Annotated in this window: 19 protein-coding genes; 10 read left to right on the top strand and 9 right to left on the bottom strand. The window is 39.3% G+C overall.

The annotated features are described in order from the left end of the window. Nucleotides 1-5 precede the first annotated feature (5 nt). Nucleotides 6-485, bottom strand: coding sequence for a c-type cytochrome (locus EWU23_RS03500; protein ID WP_166228842.1), 480 nt, complete (start codon nucleotides 483-485; stop codon nucleotides 6-8). A 241-nt stretch (nucleotides 486-726) separates the two neighbouring features. Here EWU23_RS03500 and EWU23_RS03495 point away from each other — a divergent pair, with 241 nt between their 5' ends. The 5 genes from EWU23_RS03495 to EWU23_RS03475 all read left to right on the top strand — a co-directional run bounded on the left by EWU23_RS03495 (nucleotide 727) and on the right by EWU23_RS03475 (nucleotide 6580). Then, nucleotides 727-1326 carry a Crp/Fnr family transcriptional regulator gene (locus EWU23_RS03495; RefSeq protein WP_166228840.1) on the top strand — a complete coding sequence of 200 codons (600 nt, stop codon included), beginning with the start codon at nucleotides 727-729 and terminating at the stop codon, nucleotides 1324-1326. Nucleotides 1327-1334: 8 nt separating this feature from the next. Next, nucleotides 1335-2567 carry a hypothetical protein gene (locus tag EWU23_RS03490; RefSeq protein ID WP_166228838.1) on the top strand — a complete coding sequence of 411 codons (1233 nt, stop codon included), beginning with the start codon at nucleotides 1335-1337 and terminating at the stop codon, nucleotides 2565-2567. Nucleotides 2568-2609: 42 nt separating this feature from the next. Beyond that, complete coding sequence (locus tag EWU23_RS03485) at nucleotides 2610-2987, top strand: hypothetical protein (protein WP_166228836.1); 378 nt, start codon at nucleotides 2610-2612, stop codon at nucleotides 2985-2987. 63 nt (nucleotides 2988-3050) lie between these two features. Next, nucleotides 3051-5423, top strand: a complete 2373-nt coding sequence (locus EWU23_RS03480; protein WP_166228834.1) for a TonB-dependent receptor — start codon at nucleotides 3051-3053, stop codon at nucleotides 5421-5423. Continuing rightward, the gene (locus EWU23_RS03475) at nucleotides 5423-6580 is read left to right on the top strand and encodes an exo-alpha-sialidase (RefSeq protein ID WP_166228832.1); all 1158 of its coding nucleotides are present in this window, start codon (nucleotides 5423-5425) and stop codon (nucleotides 6578-6580) included. The genes EWU23_RS03480 and EWU23_RS03475 overlap by 1 nt, the downstream gene beginning before the upstream one ends. A 69-nt stretch (nucleotides 6581-6649) precedes the next feature. On the opposite strand, the gene EWU23_RS03470 is transcribed toward EWU23_RS03475, so the two are convergent. The 4 genes from EWU23_RS03470 to EWU23_RS03455 form a co-directional block, all read right to left on the bottom strand. After that, nucleotides 6650-9217, bottom strand: coding sequence for a TonB-dependent receptor (locus EWU23_RS03470; RefSeq protein WP_166228830.1), 2568 nt, complete (start codon nucleotides 9215-9217; stop codon nucleotides 6650-6652). Between the two features lie 281 nt (nucleotides 9218-9498). Next, on the bottom strand, nucleotides 9499-10857 hold the full coding sequence (locus tag EWU23_RS03465) for a neutral/alkaline non-lysosomal ceramidase N-terminal domain-containing protein (protein WP_166228828.1): 1359 nt from the start codon (nucleotides 10855-10857) through the stop codon (nucleotides 9499-9501). Further along, a complete protein-coding gene (locus EWU23_RS03460; protein ID WP_166228826.1) occupies nucleotides 10854-12149 on the bottom strand; it encodes a hypothetical protein in 1296 nt (431 codons plus the stop codon). Before EWU23_RS03460 ends, EWU23_RS03465 begins: the two co-directional genes overlap by 4 nt. 9 nt (nucleotides 12150-12158) lie before the next feature. After that, a complete protein-coding gene (locus tag EWU23_RS03455; protein WP_166228824.1) occupies nucleotides 12159-13532 on the bottom strand; it encodes a DegT/DnrJ/EryC1/StrS family aminotransferase in 1374 nt (457 codons plus the stop codon). 307 nt (nucleotides 13533-13839) lie between these two features. Here EWU23_RS03455 and EWU23_RS03450 point away from each other — a divergent pair, with 307 nt between their 5' ends. From EWU23_RS03450 to EWU23_RS03440, 3 genes are read left to right on the top strand one after another with little or no spacing between them, the layout of a single operon-like run. Then, a complete protein-coding gene (locus EWU23_RS03450; protein WP_166228822.1) occupies nucleotides 13840-15144 on the top strand; it encodes a sugar MFS transporter in 1305 nt (434 codons plus the stop codon). 18 nt (nucleotides 15145-15162) lie between these two features. Then, nucleotides 15163-16188, top strand: coding sequence for a Gfo/Idh/MocA family protein (locus EWU23_RS03445; protein WP_166228820.1), 1026 nt, complete (start codon nucleotides 15163-15165; stop codon nucleotides 16186-16188). A gap of 14 nt (nucleotides 16189-16202) precedes the next feature. Then, a complete protein-coding gene (locus EWU23_RS03440; protein ID WP_166228818.1) occupies nucleotides 16203-16919 on the top strand; it encodes a 3-keto-disaccharide hydrolase in 717 nt (238 codons plus the stop codon). Here EWU23_RS03440 and nagA read toward each other — a convergent pair. The 4 genes from nagA to EWU23_RS03420 are packed head-to-tail and all read right to left on the bottom strand — an operon-like array spanning nucleotide 16914 to nucleotide 21352. After that, complete coding sequence (gene nagA / locus EWU23_RS03435) at nucleotides 16914-18107, bottom strand: N-acetylglucosamine-6-phosphate deacetylase (RefSeq protein ID WP_166228816.1); 1194 nt, start codon at nucleotides 18105-18107, stop codon at nucleotides 16914-16916. The two genes, EWU23_RS03440 and nagA, sit on opposite strands and share 6 nt — an antisense overlap. After that, nucleotides 18107-18871 carry a glucosamine-6-phosphate deaminase gene (locus EWU23_RS03430; RefSeq protein WP_205753059.1) on the bottom strand — a complete coding sequence of 255 codons (765 nt, stop codon included), beginning with the start codon at nucleotides 18869-18871 and terminating at the stop codon, nucleotides 18107-18109. Before EWU23_RS03430 ends, nagA begins: the two co-directional genes overlap by 1 nt. An 11-nt stretch (nucleotides 18872-18882) precedes the next feature. Then, nucleotides 18883-20004 (bottom strand): acyltransferase family protein, encoded by a 1122-nt coding sequence (locus tag EWU23_RS03425; protein WP_166228812.1) that lies wholly within the window; start codon nucleotides 20002-20004, stop codon nucleotides 18883-18885. 4 nt (nucleotides 20005-20008) lie between these two features. Continuing rightward, nucleotides 20009-21352 carry a Gfo/Idh/MocA family protein gene (locus EWU23_RS03420; RefSeq protein WP_166228810.1) on the bottom strand — a complete coding sequence of 448 codons (1344 nt, stop codon included), beginning with the start codon at nucleotides 21350-21352 and terminating at the stop codon, nucleotides 20009-20011. 267 nt (nucleotides 21353-21619) lie between these two features. Between EWU23_RS03420 and EWU23_RS03415 the strand changes: the two genes are divergently transcribed. Both EWU23_RS03415 and EWU23_RS03410 read left to right on the top strand, forming a co-directional pair. Beyond that, complete coding sequence (locus EWU23_RS03415; protein WP_166228808.1) at nucleotides 21620-22939, top strand: hypothetical protein; 1320 nt, start codon at nucleotides 21620-21622, stop codon at nucleotides 22937-22939. Nucleotides 22940-23072: 133 nt separating this feature from the next. Beyond that, complete coding sequence (locus EWU23_RS03410) at nucleotides 23073-24524, top strand: Gfo/Idh/MocA family protein (protein WP_166228806.1); 1452 nt, start codon at nucleotides 23073-23075, stop codon at nucleotides 24522-24524. Nucleotides 24525-24574 lie beyond the last annotated feature (50 nt).

Raw genomic sequence — 24574 nt, 5'->3', positions numbered from 1 at the left:
GAAATTTATTTGACGCCGTCGTTTTGACGCATGTACTCATAGAGTGATTTAGCCTCATCGTCACTTAAGTTTTGATTGGGCATTCTTACTAGGCATATTTCAAGCTGAGCTTGAGCCACTGGATCTTTGTTGATCATTTCATCTGTATTGGTCATGAAATTCAAAATCCAAGCAGGTGTATGTCGACTAGTCACTCCTTTCCAACCTGGACCAACTAATTTTTCATCGGTTAATTTGTGACAACTACCGCATTTTACATCGGATGTCGCTTTTCCTTTTTCAGCTAAAGCTTTGTCGAGGGTCGGACTGATGACCACATCCGTGAATTTTCCAGTACCACGTTTAGGATCATAATCGGGGTTTCCTCCTGCACTTTCAGAGGAGGCAGCTTGGGCACTTGAATCCGCGGAAGCACTGGATCCTTCATTACTTCCACAGGATGATAGCCAAAGGCTCAGGGCAAGCATCATTGTTACTGTTTTCATTGTTTTAATTTTTTGTTGGGACAATGTTAGAGCCCATATTTCTTGAACTTTATGCGTGCAGTCATAAAGCTTACGTTTGAGCCTATACGTATATATAGTGCATGTGTTAAATTACTGAAAATCAACGAATTGAATTGGTTTTCGGCATATTTGCCTAAATGTGATTTTAATCATAAATTGGTATGATTTAGCTCATGTTTGAACTCATCAGAATACACTTGTTTCGCTAAAATTTTCAATCATGATTGACGAAAAATTGTTGGTTTCTTGGGGAGGTACTTACCGTACTTTAGAAAAAAATGAGATCCTTTTTTCGGAGGGAACGGAATGCCTGTTTTATTACCAGGTTGTTGAGGGTCAATTGAAGTGGGTCAATATTACCGATGATGGTAAAGAGTACTTACAAAGATTGATCAATTCAGGAGAAAGTTTGGGAGAGATGCCTTTGTTTGATGATGGTCCTTTTGCTGCTTCTTCTTTTGCCTTGGTTAAATCTACGGTGATTCGACTGCCCAAAGCGGCTTTTCATGCCATGTTGAAAGACCATCCAGATATCCATTTTGAGATATCTAAACGCTTATCCCAGCACCTGCGCTTTAAGTTTTTTATGCTGAAAGAAATGACCAGCAATGAGCCAGAAAAACTAGTAGTGGCGGTTCTGAATTACTTGAAGGACACTCAGCAATACGTTTCATTGGAAGACCATCTGGTGCATTTGACTCGTCAACAAATCGCCGATTTTACTGGTCTGAGAGTAGAAACCGTCATTCGTGTTATCCGTAATTTACATTTGGAGGGAAAATTGAAAATTGAAAATCGAAAAGTTTTTTTGTTTGAATAGGTAAAAGCATGAAAGGGAAGGGAGCAAATTTTTGGTTGCAAGTAGCTTTGTTTAATCTAGTGGTAGTGGCCCTATTGGGTGTCTTGCTTCGATATAAAATTGCCTTCTCCTTTCCATTAATTCATCAAAAACACCTGTTGCACGGACACTCTCATTTTGCCTTTTCGGCTTGGGTAGGTCAAATGATCATGACTTTACTAGCCTTTACTTTGAAGGAAAGAAATCAAGGTAAAGGGCCTTTTGAATTTAGTCATTTACTTGCCTGGAATAGCCTAGTGGCATTTTTTATGCTTTTTGCTTTTGTTTATCAAGGCTATGGTCCCATTTCCATCCTTTTTTCTACCTTAAGCACGGCTATAAACTTCCTATTTTGTTTTCGTGTTTGGTCCTTCTTGCGTCAAAGCAAAGTATCCTCCACTGCTGATTATTATATCCAAGCCAGTATCATTTTTAATGTCTTATCTTCCTTAGGAACCATTTTTTTGGCCTATTTGATGTCCAATAAAATCAACCATCCAGAGAAATACTTAGCCTCGGTATATTACTATTTACATTTTCAATACAATGGTTATTTTATCTTCTCTTGCTTAGGTCTATTTACTTATTTTTTGGATCATGTAGGAATCAAATTAGCCCACTCAAGGCCTGTATTTTGGCTTTTCGCTGCAAGTTTAGCGCCTGCCTATCTGCTATCCATCATGTGGGCCAAATTACCCGTGTTTGGGTATTTTATACTGGTTATAGCAGCCCTGCTACAGTTTTTGGCGTGGTTTTATTGGCTTTTTCAAGTGAGGAAAAATCATTCACAACTAAAGCAGGGCCTGCCCGCTACGGTTTGGTTTTTATGGATTTTGGTGGCATTGGCGACCAGCTTAAAATTTAGTTTACAATTACTCTCCATTATCCCAAGTTTGAGTGAATATGCCTTTGGATTTAGGCCTGTAGTCATTGCTTATTTGCATTTAGTACTGTTAGGGGTCGTGAGCTTATTTGTTTTGGGATATGCTAGGTGGAAAGGATACATCCAATATAATTATTTTCTAAAGTTAGCATTAGGATTATTTATAGGAGGGATTTTACTCAATGAACTGATTCTGATGCTGCAAGGAATGAGCTTTTTGAATTTAGTACAAATCTCCTTCAGCAATGAACTGTTGTTTGGAGTAGCTATTTTGATGTTTTTAGGAGCGTTAGGCGTATTTTTGAGTCAAAAATTTAGACAAAATTTAATTCAAAATTGACCATGTTTATTTACGGATAATAGTATAATTTTGTGAACCATCATGAACCGAATCATTGCCATCCTATTGCTGATTGCCATTCAATTGCCTCTTATGAGTCAATGGGCATCTGTGGCATATTATCAGGTGAACAGGAATTATATCGCTAAAAATCTGTGTGAAAATCGGGATAAACCTAAATTGAATTGTAATGGTCAATGTTACTTGGCCAAGAAATTAAAAGCCGCGGAAGATAAGGAGCAAAAAACGAATTCGGAGCGTTTAGAAAAATTGCCTGAAGTCCAATTAGCTTGTGCCCAATTATTGAATTGGGTATTTAAGCCAGTATTTTCTGATTTTTCAGAAGATCATTTCCCTGTTGCCTCTATGGCATCACAATCTTCCATTCTTTTACCTTTTCACCCTCCTCGGTGGAGCTAATTTCTTGATTCTAAGGCTTGATCACAACGATCAGGCTTATTTTCTCATGTAAATTAGTTTAAAATGAAAGCTTTATACTTAGCGTTCTTTTGCTTGCTGGCATTGGCAAGTAACGCGCAACAACATACCTATAAAATTCTCCATGCCATTACTCAAGAGCCTATCATAGGTGCATCATTGACCCATTTCAATAAAATTATCGCTTTAAGTAATGAGCATGGCGAGTTTATACTAAGTGCCTTACATGCATCCGAAGAATATGTTATTTCCTCTTTAGGCTTTCAAGCCATAAAAAAGAAAGGTTCTGAACTCAAATCCATTATTCAGCTAGAAGAAGCTTCTTTGGATTTAGCCACCGTGGTAGTAACCGCCTCACGCCAAGCCGCAGTTCGAACAGAAACTCCCGTGGCCATTCATAAAATTAGCGCATCCTTATTGCAAGATACCAAAGCCATCCAGCTGACCGAAATCATCAATAAAGTGCCAGGAGTAGTCATGTTGAATTACAATAATGAACAACATGCCATGGGAATCCGACAGCCTTTTGGGACTTCACCTTATTTTTTATACATGGAAGATGGCCTTCCTTTGCGGCCATTGGGAGTCTTTAACCACAATGCCCTGATTGAAACCAATTTACAAGGCCTAAATTCCGTAGAAGTAATCAAAGGACCAGCCTCCTCATTATACGGACCAGAAGCAGTTGGTGGCGCAATCAATTTGATCAGTAAAATGGCGCCGGGGATTCCTACCGCATCCATTGGCTTTCAGGCAGATGAATGGGGCTATGCTAGAACCCAATTTGCGGCAGGAGGTCAATGGAGTAAAAAATGGTCATTGATGACTGGAGGGTATATAGCTCGACAAAAAAATGCTTGGGCTTCTAATTCTGATTTTGATAAATCATCCATCAACGTTCGTTTGGATTATCAAATTTCACCTTCTACCAAATTGTGGTCATCTTTTGCCTATAACGACTATTTTTCCCAAACTGGAGGCAATATTGATAGTGTGGGATTTTATTCCAGAAGCTATAAAAGTCCAGCCGATTTTACCTACCGTAGTTCATTTTCATCTCGCTCAAGAATTACCTTAGAACATAAAGGACCCAATAATTCCTTTTCTAGTTTGACAGCTTTTTATCGAGACAACTCTCTAGGTCAAAACCCAGCTTATAGCATTGTTTGGACAGCTCCTTCTACTACCGCTTCAGGTCAAATAAACTCGAATAGTTTTACCAGTTTGGGTATCATGGGACAGCACAGTCGACAGTTTTCTTGGCTTGATTCCAAAATCATTGCTGGTTTTTTACTGGATCGTTCTCCTAATAGGTATTGGGCTTATAAAATTAATTTGTCCGCAACTCTTCGTCCAGATAAAAAATCGGTGGAGCATTATGAAATCGCTCAGGTATTGCCCAATGCCCATTTGTCCAATTATCAGGCCGTTATTTGGAATAAGGCTATGTATGCCCAATGGGATATTCATCCCTTGGAACGTTTGCGTATTTCATTAGGAGGAAGATTGGATGATATGTCTTTCTATTATAGCAATTATATGGATCAAAGCACAGGAAATAAGTCTTACGCACAGTTTTCACCTAAAATCGGTATGACCTATGAGACCAGTCAACAAGTAGGTTTTTATGCCAATTATTCTAAAGGTTTTTCTCCCCCTGCCTTATCTGCCATATTTAGAGCACGTCCTGCAGCCCAAGCTAGCGCCACGGGAGAGAAGTATTATTTGAGCATTGACCCAGCTGTTTTTGATAATTTCGAAATAGGAGGTTGGGCATCTTTATTTCAATCCAAATTGTTCATTGATTATTCTATTTACCGTTTGAATGGTCAAAATGAATTATTGGGTATCCGTCAACCCGACAATTCCACGGACTATCAAAGTGCAGGAAAGACGCTTCATGAGGGAATTGAATATGCCATTTCCTATCGACCAGATAATCAATGGAATTTCCGGTTTGGAGCTACGAATGCCCGACACATGTTTGTGGATTTTGTATTGAGTCAAAAAGCTTCTGATGTCTTAAAAAATGTCAATAATAAAGAAATGCCTCAGGCTCCTCATTTCATTGCAAATGCGGAAATCACCTATAAACCGAATTGGATCAAAGGTGCACGAGTAGCTTTGGAATGGCAAAGAATTAGCTCTTGGTATCAAAATCAAGTGAACACAGTTTCATATGCGGATGCGGGTTTTGGTGGACTTTCAGGTGTTTCAGTACTGAACTTACGCCTAGGTTATCAGTGGAAGGCCTACCAAATCTTCTTGAATGTGATGAACCTGAGTAATGAATTATATGCCAATTCTGCAAGTCGGGGTAATAATGCCAGCGATAAAAGTACTTATACACCCGCTGCACCTAGAACCATTAATCTAGGATTGCAAGTAGATGTATTTCAATTGTTTAAGTCGAAATAATGATGAAATATTCTTTGATATTCTCCTTAGTTTTGTTGACCTACTTGAGTGTAGGGCAACAAATCTCTCATCCTACGCGCATCGCTATGGATCCTTCTTATGCGAGCAAACCTGATGGTAGCCTAGTCCTTTCTTGGGTAGAAAAACAGGGGGATTCTACCTTGTTTTTTCGAAAAGTCTGGGATAAAGCAGGTCAGTCTTGGTCCGACAGCGAGTTTATTCCGATACATTCACACGCATCTACTCATGCTGAAGGAATGCCCAAACTTGCCTATAAATCAGATGGCACTTGCATTTTGTTGTTTGAAGTAAATAAACCCAGTGAGAAATCTCGATTTAGTGGAGATCTATTTTATGCCTTAGAAAAGCAAGGTAGCTGGTCTCAAGCTCAGACCATTCATCGTGATACTACGGCTGGCTTGAGCCATTCTTTTGGAAAAATATTTCCTTTAGCCAATGGCCAAGTTGGTGCACTCTGGCTCGATGTTAAACTTGGACCCAAAGGACGGACTTTGGTTTATGCAGAAACCTCTGAAGGAAAGGGTTTTGGTGAGATGCGTATACTGGATAAACAGACTTGTGAATGCTGTAGGATTGATGCTTTGGCAGATAAACACGGGAACATCGATCTCATTTATCGTGATTTGAATGATCAAGGAGAAAGAGATATGGCCTATGTCCATTCCAGTGATTTTGGAAAGACATTTAATCAACCCACTACTTGGATGGCTGACCATTGGCAAGTTAATGCTTGTCCGCATGCTGGACCAAGTTTAGTGAGAGGGCCACATGGTTTAGAAGCCACTTGGTATACCGGAGCTAGTAGTGGTTCGGGTATTAAATGGGCCTATCAAGATAAAAAAGAGTTGATTTTACATTTGAAGGGAGATAAATACAGACAAGCCCAGTTAGCCACAAACCCCAAAGGAGAAGTAGCCTTAGTGTATGCTCAAATAAAACAAGAGGGTGAGCGATATTTCAAGCAAATAGGCATGTATATAAAAGATAAGCGAGGTAAAATGCGACATCAACTTGTGTCTAGTCCTGATTCAGATTGTTCCTATCCAGTCATACAATGGAACGGAAAATCTTGGCTTGTAGCCTATGAATCATGGAAAGGGGAGGATAGGAGTATCCAGGTGAAAGAAGTCAATTAGAGCGTTTAGATAATACATCAAAGCCCCAGCATTTGCCGGGGCTTTGATGTATTATTGTTGAATAGAATATTAATAAGTGAAGCGAAGAGTTACCCCATACGTAGCTGGATCACCTAATACTGCCGCATAGTGACCTGCATTTCCTGCTGCTGGTAACAATTGTTCAAAGTAATCACGATCTAGGATATTTCTTCCCCAAAGCAATACCGAGAAACCATTGGAAGCACGGAAGCCGATTCTTCCATTAACCATGTTGTACCCTGTAATATGTAAGTATTGAGAAGGAGAGGCGCTAGAGGAGAAAGTTGAACGAGCATAGGTATCAAGGCCAATGAAATAATTACCTTTTAGCGCTAAGAATTTGCCTGAATGAATGTATTCTCCACTCAATGAACCGGCCCATTTAGAAATACCTGGTAATTCACCACCTGATACATCCTTAAAAGCCGAAGCCCCGCCAGTTTCTTCTAAAGGAACTGGAGCATTTTTGAATGATACGTATATGCCATCAGTATAGGAAATAGCACCTGTAAATGAGAAATGACTGCTTAAACGAATACTTCCATCTACTTCGATCCCTTTTACACGAACTTTTTCAGCATTGGCTAAATAGCCTCTGTTTACTCCCACTTCAGCCGTTTGAACTTGAGTTTGGTAGTCTTTGATGTCTGTATTGTATAAAGTGACATTTAACGTCGACTGAGCACTCGGCTTGGTTTTCACACCTAATTCATAGTGAGTAACAAATTCAGGATTTACTCGGGCTAAGTCTAAAAGTACTACTCCATTGGCGGTAGGTAGTCCACCTAAGTTAACACCTACGGGTTTATAGCTATTTGAATATGTTCCAAATAAGTTAAATGTGTTGCTTGGTTTGTAAGCCAAAGTCACTTGACCTGAAATATTGTTTTCATTCACACTGAAGTTGAAAGCTTGATTGGTATACAATCCATTTTTCAAGGCTAGTAAAGCAGGATCGGTGGTCTGTAAACCACCATAGGTTTCACGTTTGTAATCCACATCTTTTTTATCGTAGTTGAAACGAATACCAGGTAATACGTGCAATTTGTCTGAAATTTTCCAATCAATTTGGCTAAATACAGCTGCGCCTAAGGTGTGTAATCTAGAAGTAGTTTTAGTTCCAAAACCATCAAATAAGCCAGGTGTTTTCCATAAAGCAGAAGTAGAGCTCTGGGCAAATCGCCATTGGGCAGAACCAGATTCTTCTGTTTGAACTGGGTCGGATGTTAGGATTTGGTCAATTAGGAATACACCAAAAACACCGCTTAATCGTTCCGAAAACTGTCCTGCATAACGAATTTCTTGCGTCCATTGGTCATGTCTTGAATTTCCTTGGGATTTAGTTAATACAGGTAAGCCGATGAAATCACGGTCATTGGAAGGGTCCCAAATCCAGTATCTCCATGCTGATGTAGAAGTTAAGGTTCCTTTGCCAATTTTGGCATCTACGTTAATCGAGGCTCCTCCAAAATCGTTGTTTACTCTCCAAGGGGAATCCGCATCAGTAATTCGATCAAATGGGTTAGTCGTGGGTAATTTATATCCTAAATCAGCAATGATGGTATTGAATTGACGGTATGCTGCACGTTTCGTAGGAACTACTCCAGCCACCACTGTAGCATTTCCGTCAGGTCTTTGACGGGCGTTATCTCCCGCAAAAGTGATGTTGACATTTTCTGAAGGCGTATATAATAATTGAGCTCTAAAACCTAAGTTGTTCAGCGCATTGGTTGGTTTTAAAGTCGTTGTATTGAAAATGGTACCATCTCTTTGTGTACCCGAAAAGGATACTCTAGCAGCCAATTTTTTGCTGATAGGTCCCGTAACGGATGTTTTAACTTGGATGTAATTTAAGTTACCATAGCTAGCTTCAAAAGTAGCACCAGGTGTAAAACTGGGAGTTCTAGTTGTGATGTTAAATGCACCTGCCGTAGTGTTTTTTCCAAAAAGTGTTCCTTGTGGCCCACGCAAAACCTCAATACGGTCTACATCGACAAAGTCGATGGCGGTAGCCGCTGGACGAGCGTAATATACCCCATCCACATAAAAGCCTACTCCAGGGTCAATACCATCATTGGTTAATCCAAATGAAGATCCTAAACCACGGATGTTTAAGGTTGTATTTCTACCATTGGAAGAATACAATTGTACTGAAGGGATTAATTCTTTTAAACGATTCGGGTTAAAAGCACCGGCATCTTCTGCCACAGCTCCACGAATGACTGAAATAGGAATCGGAATGTCTTGAATGGATTCTTGACGTCTTCTGGAAGTTACCACCACATCACTCAATTCGTTGGTACTTTCTTCGATCGTAATTTCCACTTTATTGCTGTTGATGATGACTTCTTTCTTTTGGTATCCTACGTAGGATACCACTAAAGTAAAAGGTAATTTTTGTGCCGTAATTAAAGAAAATTCACCATTGGCATCAGTCGATGCTCCATTGGTAATCCCCTTAATATACACAGATGCTCCTATGATGAACTCATTTGTTTTGGCATCAATGACCTTCCCTGTTATTTTGGCATTGATGGTCGGTTTGTCTTGGGCGGAGGCTAGGAGAGGTAAAACCAAAGCCGTTAGTAGAATGAATAATTTAGAAATTTGTTTCATGCGTTATTAGAGATGTTTATGGATAATTTGATAAGTAATTTAATCTATATATTTAGTATACTATTTGATTTAAAAAAACCTCAGAGTTTAGGTCTGAGTATCTATTGAATTGAAAACTTGCATGCAAAGTAAATAGATTATCCTAGTTAGTATATAATTTTAGTATAGTAATTGGCGAAATACTTTATATTTTTAAAATAAAAATGCGAAAAGTGTAATTTTTCGACAAGTTTTTCCTTTAACCAAGTAAAATGAAAGAAAAAAATGAATTGGTAGGAGGGTTATCGTCTTGAACGAATACCTATGTTTTTCATTACTAGGTGTACACCTTTCATTATTTTTTCTTCCACTGTGTCAGCAAATGGCCCCGGCCAACCATAGTAAATCATACTGGATTCAGCTTCATATCCTCCTTCGCTTAGCACATTTTTAGATGGTATATAACACATGACTTCTTGGCTATATCCAGCGACAAAAATATCCTGTGGCGCAAATTCTCTTTTGATTCTTAGCGAATAATCCACGACTACTTCTCCTGCCAAAGCCACGATAGTAAACTCTTTTCCAATGCGTAAAGCTTGTATAGGGTAAGTATAATGATCGATGTTCCAGCCTTTATTGATAGCTTCTAGCATCAGTTTTGCTCTTCTTTGTTTAAATACATTATCACCTACTAATTCCTTTTGATAGGTACTAATGTCCATTTTTTGAAAATCCAGAGTAATTTGTAGAGCATCGTATTGTAGAGAATTGCTAAGGGGTTTTAATTTTTGTTGAACTAACATGTGGACTGCCTCAGCCAACTTTTTACCATGTTTTTCAGCTAATACTAAACTACCTCTTGGTTCGGGATTTTGGTCACCTGCACATCCTAGCAGAAACATAGAAACAGCTTGAGGATATTTTTTTTCAATGTCAATTTGGGCAAATCCAGCATAATCTCCATTGACTAAATAATTGTCTCCTTGGACGGTGGTATTATGACAAGCATAACCCATTAATATCCCTTTCACATTTCCATGAGCATCTTCCGCTTTGATGACTGGTACATCATGGTCAATTGGACCTGCCAACATCTTTCCTACTTTAGAAGCAGCTAATTGTCTGCGATTGATAGCAAAATCTACCTGCCCATGGCCATAGGAAAGCTGCATTTTTTCCTTATTTGCGATAGCTTCACCAACTAAATCTATAATAGTATTAATTAAGCCTAAGGTATAAGTTGAAACGGCTCTTTGATCTTCTAGGTGATAATCTGCTATTCCGCTCAAAGCTGGCCAGATCATGGGGCCAGAATGGGTATGAGAGGAATTAATAATCAATTGTTTTTGAGTTATTCCATATTTTAATTGTAGCTGTTGGACGATACCTTGAGTGACTTCTCGACTTAACCCTAATAAATCAGTGCTGACAATGAGGGCTTTTTCATTAGGAGAACTTTCTAAATATACTGCTTTGGCCCATAAATGATGCACCACCCCTGTGGCAGGTTGGGTTCTGCTAGCATAACCTGTCAGCCAAATGGGAGAACTGGGCGTGATGTTTTTTTTAGCAAATCCAACAAGCATTTCTTGACCTAATGCTTCCCAACAAAGCATGGAAATGACAAGTATCAAGAGGCAATGGAGTGATGTTTTCATAAAGGTGAATTAAAGGAAGAATTAATTTGAATGAGGTCGCAAATTATTTGCTTGTTTCTTGTGACTCTCGCTAAGGCATATACTTTGCCATCATAATCAATGGCAATGGAGTTGACATATTGAGGCCAATTTCCATCTTCATAAAAGATAGGACCATGATCTTGGTAGTGTTGACTAGGCAGGTGATACGTAATCAGGTGTAAATACTCTAATCCTTTTGCTGCACCTTTGGCTATTTGTTTTTCTCCTTCTAGACGTTTACCATCGATAAAAATGGGGCCTCCCGTTAAGTAATACAGTGTTTCTCCATCTGGACCTAGTTGAAACCCTAAATAGCCATAACTAAATTGATCAAACATCCCCGACTTTTTGGATGGAATCGACGTGATTCGATCGACCAGTTCAATGCGTTGATGTGCGGGGTCAAACTTAAATAAATAACCAGAGTTACCATGTACGCCATAAGCTACTTGCTCGGGTACATACCAAACAATTTGTCGCCAATTATAGCCCATATTGCCCGGGTATTGTGGATGGTATTGACCAAAATAATCGAGACGAAGATGCACTTGTTCTATGAGTTCCACTTGCCATGAGTCAGGATTAATTTGGTATATATGGCCTTCTGAAGTAGAAAAGTAACATATTCCTGTGTGTGGATTGACTAAAAGAGAACGACAAAGAGATCTAAAATCTTCACCAGGAGTTCCAGCTTCTCCATTTCCTGAAACAGCTGGAAACAACTGAAGTTTTCGACTTTTTACATCTAAGTAAAATAGCTTTCCACTTGGCCAAGTAATTCCAAATATATGCCCCCTTTGAATATCCATGACCATGGAAACGCATCCTTCTCCTTCTGGAAGTAGGGCTAAATCTTCGAATTCCCCAGAAAGTAAGTTGTAGCTTAGTATATGTCCGCCTGAGTATAAAGAATATCCATCAGGTGCATGAATGGGCAGTCGATCCATTCCATCAATCAATTGGTAATAACCAATATGGGTGGAGAAATAAAGTTTTTGCTGGTATTCATAAAAGCTTACATGGCTTTTTCCTTGGGGAATATGTTTTTTGTTTGTTTCGCCACAAATGTCATTTAAGTCTGCCAAATGAAGAATTTGATTTGTTTTTGGATCGAATTCATACATTTGTCCTGCTACATCCAACTTGTCAGAAGAAAGGATGTAGTATATGTTACCATTGGAGGCCAATGAAAGGGCATTATAGCTATCATGTGCTTGGGCAAATCCGGAGTTGAAAGTTTTTGCCAGCAAGGTTTGAGGGTTTTCCGACATGTTTTTTGCTTATGGCTGTAACTTCTTTTTAATGGATTCTGCTTCTCGATGAATTTTTTGGATACTCTGGAAAATGAGTTCCATGTCTTCTTTTGAACCTAATAATAGGTTTTGGGTAAACCATATAGCTTCTTCGCAAAGTTGATTATTTAAGGGACATTGATTTTCCATCAGATAAGTCGAGTAATTAAGTTCACTCCGTGAATAGAGTTTTTTAAACGCGGTTGACTCAAAGGCCTCTTGCAGAAAAACTTGGGTATTTAAAGCCGTATAACCTCCACTACAGGGAACTCCCTCAGCCTGTAAGGCTTTTAAAAAGTTGGAACGACTTAAACCTTTAAACTCATTTGCTTGATAGCGAAATGGATATAAATGAAATGCGGCTCTAGTCACCTCTGGATAAAGTCGATAGGGTACTACACCAGGTATATTTTTCAACATGGATGATAAATAGGCTGCTCGTTCATTCCGTACTTGAGTTTGGGATTCTAATCGGGTCAATTGTGCCAATCCTATAGCGGCCTGATATTCGGTGAATCGTACTTTAGTTCCTCGCATGAAACTCCCCGAACTAATGGAACCCGTAGCAATTCCAAAAGGTAAACCTAAATTATGATAGGAATAGCAGCGATCCATAAATCCTTCGTCATTACTTATAATAGCACCTCCTTCCCCAATGGCAATATTTTTAGAATTTTGAAAACTAAAACAACCTGCTAGGCCAAAACTCCCTACTTTTTGATGATTAATTTCAGCCAATGGAGCTTGACAAGCATCTTCAATGACAATCAATTGATGTTTTTTGGCAATTTCCATAACTTGAACCATATCACATGGTAAGCCTAAAATATGCACGGGTAAAATGGCTTTGGTCCTTCGACTAATTCGAGCTTCTATTTTCTTGGTATCCATTTGAAAAGTCTCTGGATCCACATCGACAAATATAGGAATGCAGGAATTGGCTAAGATGGCTTGAATACTTGCAATAAAGGTATAGGGGGTTACTAATATTTCATCTCCTGGTCCAAGTTTAGCTTGGTTTATCGCCACTGTTAGTGCTTGTGTGCCATTGACTACTGTCATGCATCTTTTAGTGCCGATGGTATCTGCCCATGCTTTTTCAAATTGATTGACCACTTGGGCTCTTGACCAAACCCCACTTCGCATGACCTCTAACAGTAATTTTTCATCATTTTCACTATCCCAGATGGGCCATTTTATCCAATTGTCAATTTTTACATGGGATTTGCCCCCCAATATGGCAGGAATATGTTGCTTGTGTGTCTGAGGTAATAATCGTTTTCCTTGCAATGCTGGCAGTACCGCAGCAGCGCTTAAAAGTCCCGATTGCTTCAGAAACTGTCGTCTTTGAGTTGTTTTCATGATGATTAAATAGGTTGTTAGCACCAAGATAAATGAATAATGATACAATTTCTGCGCTTTATGAAAAATTGAATGTTAACAGGAAAAACTTATAGGAGAACATTCTTCTAATTTATGACAGCTTAATTCAATAAACATTAATCCTTGAAAATAGGGGTCCTTATTAGAAAATAGATTTTGTAGCACATTAATCAGGTTTGATTTTCTTAAGAATTCAATTAAATTAGGACAAGTAAAAACCTATTTAAACCAACGAGTGACACCATTTCATTTTTGAAATTGTTTCAATCAACATCCATCACGAATTATGAATAAAGCGGTTTCTGTATCTGCTTTGAGTAGGAGAGATACGCAAGTCTCCATCCTGATTATTGGATTCATGTTTTTTATCTTTGGTTTCGTTTCCTGGGTAAATGCTATTTTGATTCCTTATTTTAAAATTGGATGCGAATTGAGCAATTTTCAAGCCTATTTTGTCACCTTTGCTTTCTATATTTCCTATTTTGTGATGTCTGTGCCTGCGTCTTTTTTATTGAAAAAAGTCGGATTTAAACGCGGAATGATGTTGGGATTTTGGCTCATGTCTTTGGGCGCTTTTATCTTTTTGCCAGCCTCCATGACTCGGACTTACCCTATTTTTTTAGTAGGTCTATTTACCTTAGGTGCAGGTTTAGCCATCTTACAAACAGCCGCCAATCCTTATATTACCGTTTTAGGTCCCCAAAAAAGTGCTGCACAGCGAATATCCATTATGGGAATATTCAATAAAGGAGCCGGAGTTTTAGCCCCCTTAGTTTTTGCGGCTGTCATATTGAAAGCAACCGATAGTGATTTGTTTAAAAACTTGGCATCCATGACAGGTGAGGCCCGAAATGCGGCATTGGATGAATTGGTTGGTCGGGTGACTATTCCTTATACCATCGTTGGTATCGTTTTATTTCTATTAGGATTGCTCGTTCGATTTTCTCCATTGCCAGAGATTGATACGGATTCTGAGTCGGATGAACAAGCATTAGCCAATTCGACAAAAACCAGTATTTTTCAATTTCCACATCTAATCTTGGGGGCCATAGCTATCTTTCTGCATGTGGGTACACAAGTCATCGCTATTGATACGATTATTGGGTATGCGGGTTCCATGAACATTCAATTATTAGAAGCTAAGGTATTTCCATCTTATACCTTATTAGCTACTATTGCAGGTTATATTGTAGGAATCATATTCATTCCCAAATTCATTTCTCAGGTGAATGCCTTCCGAATCTGTACTATATTGGGCACCTTATTTACCATGGGAATCATTTTTGGACATGGAGATGTTCAATTTCTGGGGCATCAGGTCGATATTTCCATTTGTTTCGTGGTTTTATTGGGGTTTTCAAACTCTTTAATTTGGGCAGGTATATGGCCTTTGGCACTGGATGGTTTAGGTAAATTTACCAAATTAGGTGCTTCCATTTTGATCATGGGTTTATGCGGAAATGCCATCATGCCCTTGTTTTATGGGTATTTGGCCGATTTATACGATTTGCGTTCTGCTTATTGGGTACTGTTTCCTTGTTATTTATACCTTGTTTTTTACTCTGTTTACGGCCATAAAATCAGAAAATAAATTTCTGAATTCCTCATTATGAAAAAATTGACTAACTCTCGAAGACTATTTTTACAACAAAGCTCATTGGCTGGACTAGCGCTAGTTGGTTCCAGCCCTTGGTCGAGTGCATCGACTAAACCTTTAGGCAACCAGCCAGAAGTGGGAAAAAGAATAGGCATCATTGGCTTAGATACCTCCCATGCTACGGCATTTACCAAAGCCTTAAATGCTCCAGATGCCAGCCAATATGCCGGTTATAAAATAGTTGCGGCCTATCCAAAGGGTAGTAAAGATATCGTATCTAGCACAGAAAGAGTTCCTGCTTACACGGTTGAAGTGCAGAAATATGGGGTAGAAATTGTGAATTCCATTCAAGAATTATTGACCAAAGTAGATGTGGTGATGTTGGAAACCAACGATGGGAGGTTGCATTTGGAACAAGCCTTAGAAGTTTTGAAAGCTGGCAAAAGGATGTTCATTGATAAGCCCATCGCTGCATCTTTGAAAGACGCTCAAGCCATTTTTGCTGCTTCTGAAAAATATAAAGTGCCTATATTTTCTGCGTCCTCTTTGCGTTTTTCTCCTAGTGCCCAAGAAATTAGAGCTGGAAAGGTAGGGAAGGTTATAGGGGCTGATGCTTTTAGCCCTATGAAGCTAGAAAAGACTCACCCCGATTTATTTTGGTATGGAATACATGGGGTTGAAACACTTTTTACCCTGATGGGAACGGGTTGTAAACAAGTAAATCGCTACATCAATGAAGAACAGGAAGTAGTGGTAGGTGTATGGAATGACGGACGTGTTGGCACCTTTCGAGGATTAAAAAATGGGAAACAAGAATATGGAGGTACAGCCTTTGGTTCCAATTCGGTCGCTCATTTGGGTTCTTATGGTGGATATGATCCATTATTGATGAAGATTATTGATTTTTTCCAAACAGGAACTCCTCCTGTTTCTAAGGAAGAAACCTTGGAAATTTTTGCCTTTATGGAAGCCGCTGATGTCAGTAAAAACAGAAATGGAGCTACGGTAAGCTTGGTCGATATGTATTCGAAAAAATAAACCTCAATTAAACGATGAAAATTTTATATAGTGTATTGATTGTTAGTATTTTATGTGCTTGTTCCAGAAACAATGTATTAACCAAGATTGAAAAGTCAGATGGATTTATTCTGATGTTTGATGGCAAAAGCACTCAGGGTTGGCGGGGAGCATTCATGAATGAATTTCCTAAGAAAGGATGGGTGATTCGGGATGGAGCCTTATTGGGTGAGCTGAGTGATGGAGGAGAGGCAGCCGATGGAGGGGATATTGTTAGTTTGAAAAAATACCGAAACTTCGATTTACGATTTGATTGGAAATTAGGAAAACTAGGTAATTCTGGTGTCAAGTATTTGGTCGAAGAAAAACTACCGAAAGCCACAGGTGGCTCACAACCTGGTTACGAATACCAATTGATTGATGATGCCGATTTTATTTACAATGACAAGCACTTACCAGCCGAAATTAAAACAGGATCTTTATATCAAATTGCGGCCGCTAAAAAGCCTGATGTGGATATTTCTACTTGGCACACTTCTAGAATCGTTTTTAATAATGATCAGATAGAGCATTATTTAGATGGCAAATTGATTGTTTCAATCAATCGTAAATCCAAAGCATTTATGGATGGTTTCCAACAGAGTAAGTTTAAATCATTTCTCAATTATCCCACCATTCAAGAAGGACATATCTTGTTGCAAGATCATGGACATAATGTAGCCTTCCGAAATATCAAGATTAAGGAATTATAAGCTATATACGATTCGGCCGTTGACCATAGTCATCTGAATGTTGATATCCTTGTCAAAAATAAGGATATCTGCATCTTTGTGCTTTGTCAAACTACCTTTTTCCGAATCAATTTTCATGATTCTGGCTGGAACATCCGAAATCATCTGGATAATTTCTAGTAAAGGCGCATCTGTTTTTTGAAGCATGGTTCTAACCAATCGATCAGCAGTAGCGATACTGCCAGCAAACGCACTTCGATCGGGTAATTTGGCAACGCCATCTTCTACAATAACAGCTAGTCCTTTATCCTTGTGACCCAAAATAGAATTTCCAGGAGCTAAGCCTGCAGCTCTCATAGCATCGGTAATCAAGGCCGTTTTTTTAGCCCCTTTGATTTTATAAACGAGTTTCAAGAGTGGGGCAGGAAGATGAACACCATCGGCTATGATTTCTACATCCATATCATCAATCAGGTAACCTGCTTCTACCGCTCCAGCAAAGCGAAAAGCATTTTTTCTGGTGACGCCCGACATGGCAGAATAAAAATGAGTAGCCAAACGATAGCCATGAGCAAAAGCTTTTTCTACTTCTTCATATATGGCATCCGTGTGCGCCAAGGCAACCAAAACACCTTTGGAACTCACATATTGTCCAAACTCAATAGCACCTGGTAATTCTGGTGCTGCTGACCAGCGTTTGATGCAATCGTAATTTTCCAGGATAAATTGATATTCTTTAGGATCGGGATTTCGGATGTATTTGGGGTCTTGAGCCCCTCGCTGACTTAGCGCAAAATAGGGGCCTTCTAAGTGCATACCTATAAAACTAGCTCCTTCCGTATTGATGAGATTGGCTTGTTGGTAGGCTTCTAAAGTTAAAATCAAATCCTCTTTTTCACTCGTCAGTGTGGTTGGAAGCATGGCCGTAGTTCCATAGCGAGCATGGGTCTTGGCAATTTCTAAAAAAGCTTCCACCGTTCCATCCATGAAATCATGTCCACCACCTCCATGAATGTGGATGTCGATAAAACCAGGCGAAATGTAATTTCCATGCGCATTGATCTCAATAGCACCAGGGAAATCTAAGTCGCCCGCCGCAACCTCCACGATCTTGCCATTTTCTACTAATACGCACCCATCAGGTAGAATTTGGTCCTTTAAAATGACAGCACCATGATGAATTTTATATCGGGAATTATTCGGTTCCATTAGGCGTTAAAGGCTTGTTTTCTGAACGTAGGAGAAAGTAATTCGGCTGAATGCTGATCTAAATACATGGAGCAATTGGTATGTTTTTGGAGGATACTGGCAGGAAAGGAAGGGCTCACTTCGTTTTCAAGGCAATTTTTTACTGCTTCCGCTTTTCTAAAATCAGGAACCGAACAAATGATTTTTTTCGAAGCCATGATATGCTGAATCGACATGCTAATGGCTTGTTGGGGGACATCTTCCAAACTAGGAAACCAACCTTCACCCATTTGTTGCTTGCGACAAGCATCATCCAATTGAACTACAATGTAGGGATCTTTGGTTTCAAAATTGGCTGGTGGATCGTTAAATGCTAAATGCCCATTTTCACCTATGCCAACTAAAGCTACATCAATGGGGTGCTGGAGAATTATCTCGTTCAATCGTTGGCATTCAGCTAAAGCATCCTCTTCACCGTTGATTAGATGGGCAGATTTTAAGGTAGGAACCAATTGAATAAATCGCTCCTTCAAATATTTTCTAAAGCTCGCTGGATGGGTATCCTTCAAGCCAATGTATTCATCCAAATGAAATAAAACAACTTTGCTCCAATCGATGGCTTTTTCTTGAATCAATTGATTCAAGGTTTCAAATTGACTGGTACCTGTGGCTAAGATGATATTAGCTTGACCATGAGATTGAATGGCTTGCTGGATGTGCTCGGAGGCTAAACTGCCAGCGGATTGTCCTAGATTCTTAGGATCGGAAAAAATATGTAGTTTCAAATTAATAGGCTTTAGACGCGTAAAAAGACCTTTTTCTTGTAAAGGAATCTTAAAAATACCCATTTAATTAGGATCACACAAACCACAGAGATAATAATTGAATAGCCTTCTCCGCAAATTTGAAATAGCCAGGTAAATAGAGCATTGTTGGTATAATCCCAATCAATAAAATGGCCTGATAAATAAATCAAGATGGAATTCATCCCAATGACTTGAAAGAAAAAGGTCCATTTTTGATAACCTTTTACATCGATGATATAGTAGAACAGTGCTAATAAAAGTAAGCTTAGGCCAGTGGTTTGTAGCACAAAAGAACTGGACCACATATTTTTATTGATGGGAAAATCGAGATTCCAAATTTGTGCCAAAAGGAGGGACGTAATGCCAGCATAAATCATCCATTTAACTTTCTCCATGGCTTGGTATGTTTGTTTTTTAAGAAATATACCCGTGATAATTCCTGCTAATGCCGTACTAATGGCGGGGATATTATTGAAAAAACCGACAGTATCATGGATTCCACGAGAAAGCCGACCAGGTAAAATGCTGCGATCAACATATGAAGCGAAATTACCAGCCTCTGTTAAGTCACCCATGGGAAAACCCGGGGCAGAGGTAAATTTGAGTATGAGCCAATAGCCAATGAGTAAACTCGCAAACCAGATGATTTGAGCTCTTTCTTTGGTATATAAATAAATGATATTAGCCAGCATATACGCTATACCAATTCTCCCTAATACGCTAGAAAAGCGGATTTCTGCTATGGGTTTTAATTCTAATCCTTCATTGTAAATAATACCTAATATAACCAGGGTTAGACCTCTTTGAACCACCTTTTTCAGCACATCCGATTTACTTTTGCCTTGATTTAAGGAGCGACCAATGGAAAAAGGTGTAGAAACGCCTGCTAGAAATAAAAATAAAGGGAAAATTAAATCGTAAACCCGAAATCCATCCCATTTGACATGTTTAAATTGATGGGCTATTCCTTGCCAAAATGGCGACTGGGTATGCTCCGCTATTTTATGGAGTAGCTCATCAGCCCCCATAATCCAAAACATATCAAAGCCTCTTAGTGCATCCAAGGAATGTAAGCGCTGGCTTATAAAATGGTCATTATTTGGGCTAGCCATCAGCTTAGATTTTAGGCTCCCAACCTTTTTCGTAAGTTCTACTCCAGAATTTCATAGCTTCTTTATCATGTAAGATATGGCCATTTTGAGGATCTATTTGGAGACTACGACCTATGCGCTGAGAAATATTACCTAACTGGACTAATAGCGTACTTTGGTGACCACTTAAAATGTCGGAATTGACTGCCACTCCCTTTTTTATTCCGTCAAATAAGTTTTGAATGTGTAAGGCATCTAGATTAGAAGCAGGATCAGCCAAATTGCGAGCATCTACAGCAAAATCGTTTTTCACTTCTTTGACTAGGTTATTCTTTAGGTCGAAAATTTTATAGGAATTACCGCTTTCAATCAACATGGAGCCTTGTTCGGCATAAAAAATTACCCCTACACTTTGGTTTTCAACAGATTTTCCATTGCAACTCCGGCCTTCCCAAGTAATGAGTGATTTATTCTCAAATTCTAAATTAATCATTTGTGTATCAGGAGTCTCCCAATCATCTTGGTAACGGTATCTGCCACCATTGGAACTTACCTTGGTGGGATAATGCACATTCAGTCCCCAGCGTGCTAAATCAACCATGTGTGTTCCATTGTTTAAAGCTTCTCCAGTTCCCCAATGCCAAAACCAATGCCAGTTATAGTGAATCAAATTATCTTTATAGGCTTTTCTAGGTGCAGGTCCTTGCCATAAATCATAATTGAGCCAAGAAGGTACTGCTGTTTCTTTACCAACTCCGATGGATGCTCGATTATTGGTATACCAAGTTTTCGCATAATATGGTTTACCAATAACTCCTGCATGTAATTCGGCTATAGCGGCAGCCACATTGGGCCAAGATCTTCGCTGATTACCCATCTGCAAGATTCGCTTGTGTTTAGCAGCTGCTTTGACAAGCAGTTCGCCTTCATGCGGATTATGGGAACAAGGTTTTTCTAAATACACATGTTTACCCGCCGAACAAGCCAAAATAGCTGCTGGGGCATGCCAATGGTCTGGTGCGGTAACAATTAATACATCGACATCCTTATCTTCCAAGGCATGACGGAAGTCGGGCGTAGCTTTTGGACGTTTATTTTGTATTTTCTCGATGGCATTGATACAAATATCGGCAGCACGGGTATCCACATCACTCACATGTAATACTTCACAGTTTTTTTGTGCTGCAAAATTCTTACCAACAGCTAATCCACGACTGTTCACACCCATACAGGCCACGGTAATTTTTTCGTTGGCCCCTAAAATATGTCCGTAACTTTTAGCTGAGAAGCTAGGAAGAATTCCTCCTATGGATAAAACGGCTGCCCCAGTGGAAGCCTTTTTAATGAAGTTTCTGCGCGAATTTTTCATTATTTTGAGTTAAAATAGGTTTATTTGTTGAGCCATGAAAGGCTAAGCTTTTTCAAAGTTATTCATTGCATTCATTTTTGCAAGCCTGAGTTGCAATGGAAGAAATTATAAATGATGAATTATGGAGGGCTATTTGTAAGTGCCTGAATAAAATGGCAATAGGCTGCCTTTACAAATAAATTGTAATTAAAGATTAAATTTGAAAGAACAGACTAGTTTCCACATTTCTGTTATTGTCAACATACATTTATAATTCATAATTTACAGGTGCGTTTATTTCTACTACTCATCTTCTGGCCTTTTATTCAAATCAATGCACAATCATTGATCAGTCAGGATGATTGGCAATTTTTGAAAGAATTGACACAAGCGGTCATTGATAGTTCAAGGATAAGGCCCCATCAACGAATCTCACCAGATTTTGGGCCTAATCAAACAGGCGGCACCTTGATTCGTCCAGGAGCTCGAACTTCCTATCCTGCCTTTTGGATTCGGGATTATGCCATGTCGGTAGGTACAGGCATGATCACGATCAAAGAGCAAAAGCACATGCTATGCTTAACGGCTGCTACCCAAAATGAGCAAATTAAGAAAACAAAATATGGATCTACCATTCCTAAAGGGGCCATTGCTGATCATATTCGGATAGATGATGCTAAACCGATTTATTTTCCAGGAACTTATTCATTTGAAAATCAAGGAGAAATTCAATGGGGCTATCAGCCACCTTTGGATGATATGTTCTTTTTTATTCACATGGCCTATGAATATGTCAAGCAAAGTGAAGATTTGGCTATACTGGACCAAAAAATTCACGGAATCAGCTTGTTCAATCGCTTGATTTTAGCATTGGAATCTGTGCCAATAAACCCTAAAAATCAACTGGTCAGTGTTACAGATTCCAACCGAGGTGTCGATTTTGGGTTTCGAGATGCCATACATATGACAGGTGATTTATGTTTTCCTTCCTTATTGAGGTATCAAGCTTTATGTCAATTAGCAGAATTGTATCAATGGAGGGGAAATGAGGAGGAATGCCGAAGACAAAAGGCAAAGGCCGCAATCCTAAAGCAAAATATTGTGAACGTGTTTCTTGAACCCAATGGTATGTTGAAAGCATCAACTGGGAAGAGTGCACAAGTCGATGTGTGGAGTACGGCTTGGGCCGTATATACCAGAGTGTTAGCGGGTGAAGATGCTCTTAAAGCCTCCAGAAGATTGAGTCAAGCCTATCAAAATAATACATTGGCTTATCGAGGAGCAGTTCGACACGTTTTGAAATCAGATGACTTTAGTGAATTCACTGCCTGGGAGGGAAGTTTAGTGAAAAAGGAGAGCTATCAAAATGGGGCTTATTGGTCGACTGCTACAGGGTGGGTAGCTTATACATTGACTTTGACCCATTTTTCCCTAGGACAACAGCTTATTCAAGAATTGATTAAGGACCTAAGAAAGGGCGATTTTAGAAAAGGGAAGGGCTTTGGAGCACCCTGGGAGTGTTTTACTGAATCGTATCAACAAAACCCCGTTTACATGACTTCTGTATCTGTTCCATATCAAGTGATACAACAATGGACCAACAAATAGCTTTAAGCCTACAAGTCATCGTAGGATTAAAAATAGTTTAAATTGAATTGTTCAAATGCAAAATTGTTATAGCTTTGAAGATTGAATTGCTATACAGAATTTGACAATTCGAAAGACTTTTAAAATTAGACCTATGAAACTAAAAAAATCCGATGCTTCCAGAAGGGAGTTTATTAAGTCTGCCAGTTTAGCCTCTGCTGGTTTTATGATTGTTCCCCGCCATGTATTAGGTGGAAAAGGCTTTACAGCACCCAGTGATAAAATCGTTGTTGCCGGTATTGGAGTTGGAGGAAAAGGAAAATCAGATTTACGTTATTTTGCTCAAAGTGGCAAAGCAGATATTGGTTTTCTGTGTGATGTAGATGATCGTCAGGCAAAAGATTCAGTAGAAGCTTATCCCAAAGCAAAATATTATAAGGATTGGCGTGTGATGTTAGAAAAGGAGTCAAAGAACTTTGATGCAGTATCCGTTTCTACTCCCGATCACAACCACGCTATTCAGGCAATGGCCGCCATGCAATTAGGTAAACACGTATACGTGCAAAAACCAATGACGCATGATATTTATGAAGCAAGAGCCTTAACAGAGGCAGCTAAAAAATACAAAGTAGTCACCCAAATGGGTAACCAAGGATCCTCTGGCGACGGTGTTCGACAGTTGGTAGAATGGTTTGATGCGGGTATCATCGGAGATGTACATACGGTACAAATCTGGACAAATCGCCCTATTTGGCCACAAGGTATCCCTTGGCCAAGCAATAAGCCTGCCGTTCCACAAGGATTGGATTGGGATTTATGGCTAGGTACAGCTCCTTACAAAGATTATGTAGATAATTTGATTCCAGGAAGCTGGAGAGGTTGGTGGGATTATGGTACTGGTGCTTTAGGGGATTTAGGTTGCCATTTAATGGAGGCTCCTTTCCGCGTATTGAATTTAAAATATGCATCAGATGTACAGGCTTCGGTCAGCAGTGTATTTACGGCTTTCGGAAAACGTGGATTTTTCCCAGATAGTTGCCCTCCATCAAGTCATGCTACCTTAACTTTCCCTAAAACAGATCGTACTCAAGGACCTATTACTATGCATTGGATGGATGGTGGTATTAAACCAGAAAGACCAGAAGAATTAGGTCCAGATGAAATGTTTGGTGATGGTAATTCAGGTATTTTATTCATCGGAACCAAAGGTAAAATGATGGCCAGTGAATATGCGGCTAATCCTCGTTTGTTGCCTTTATCTAGAAATGAAGAAGTAAAAGTACCTCGTAAATTAGAACGGGTACCAGGTAGTGCTGATGGTCACTATGCCCAATGGGTAGAAGGCTGTATTGCAGGATATGGTAAAAAACAATTGAGCTCACCATTTGAAATGGCAGGTCCTTTGACAGAAGCTATTTTGATGGCGAATTTAGCTATTCGTGTGGCAGATATTCCTGTACCTAGAAAAACAGGAAATGGAATGCATTATCCAGGTTCAAACACCAAGTTGCTTTGGGATAATCAAAACATGCGTGTCACCAATTATGACGCAGCCAATGCCTTTGTCAAGAGAACTTACCGCGAAGGCTGGACATTAGGAAACTAACACCTAACAAGATGGATCCTGCCTCAGGGTCCATCTTTTTTTTGCCATTT

Origin of the sequence: Aquirufa beregesia, from assembly GCF_011090385.1 — a bacterium.
Lineage (GTDB): Bacteria > Bacteroidota > Bacteroidia > Cytophagales > Spirosomataceae > Aquirufa > Aquirufa beregesia.
The sequence above is the reverse complement of the archived record's forward strand: the minus strand, read 5'-3'. Positions and strand labels throughout refer to the sequence as shown.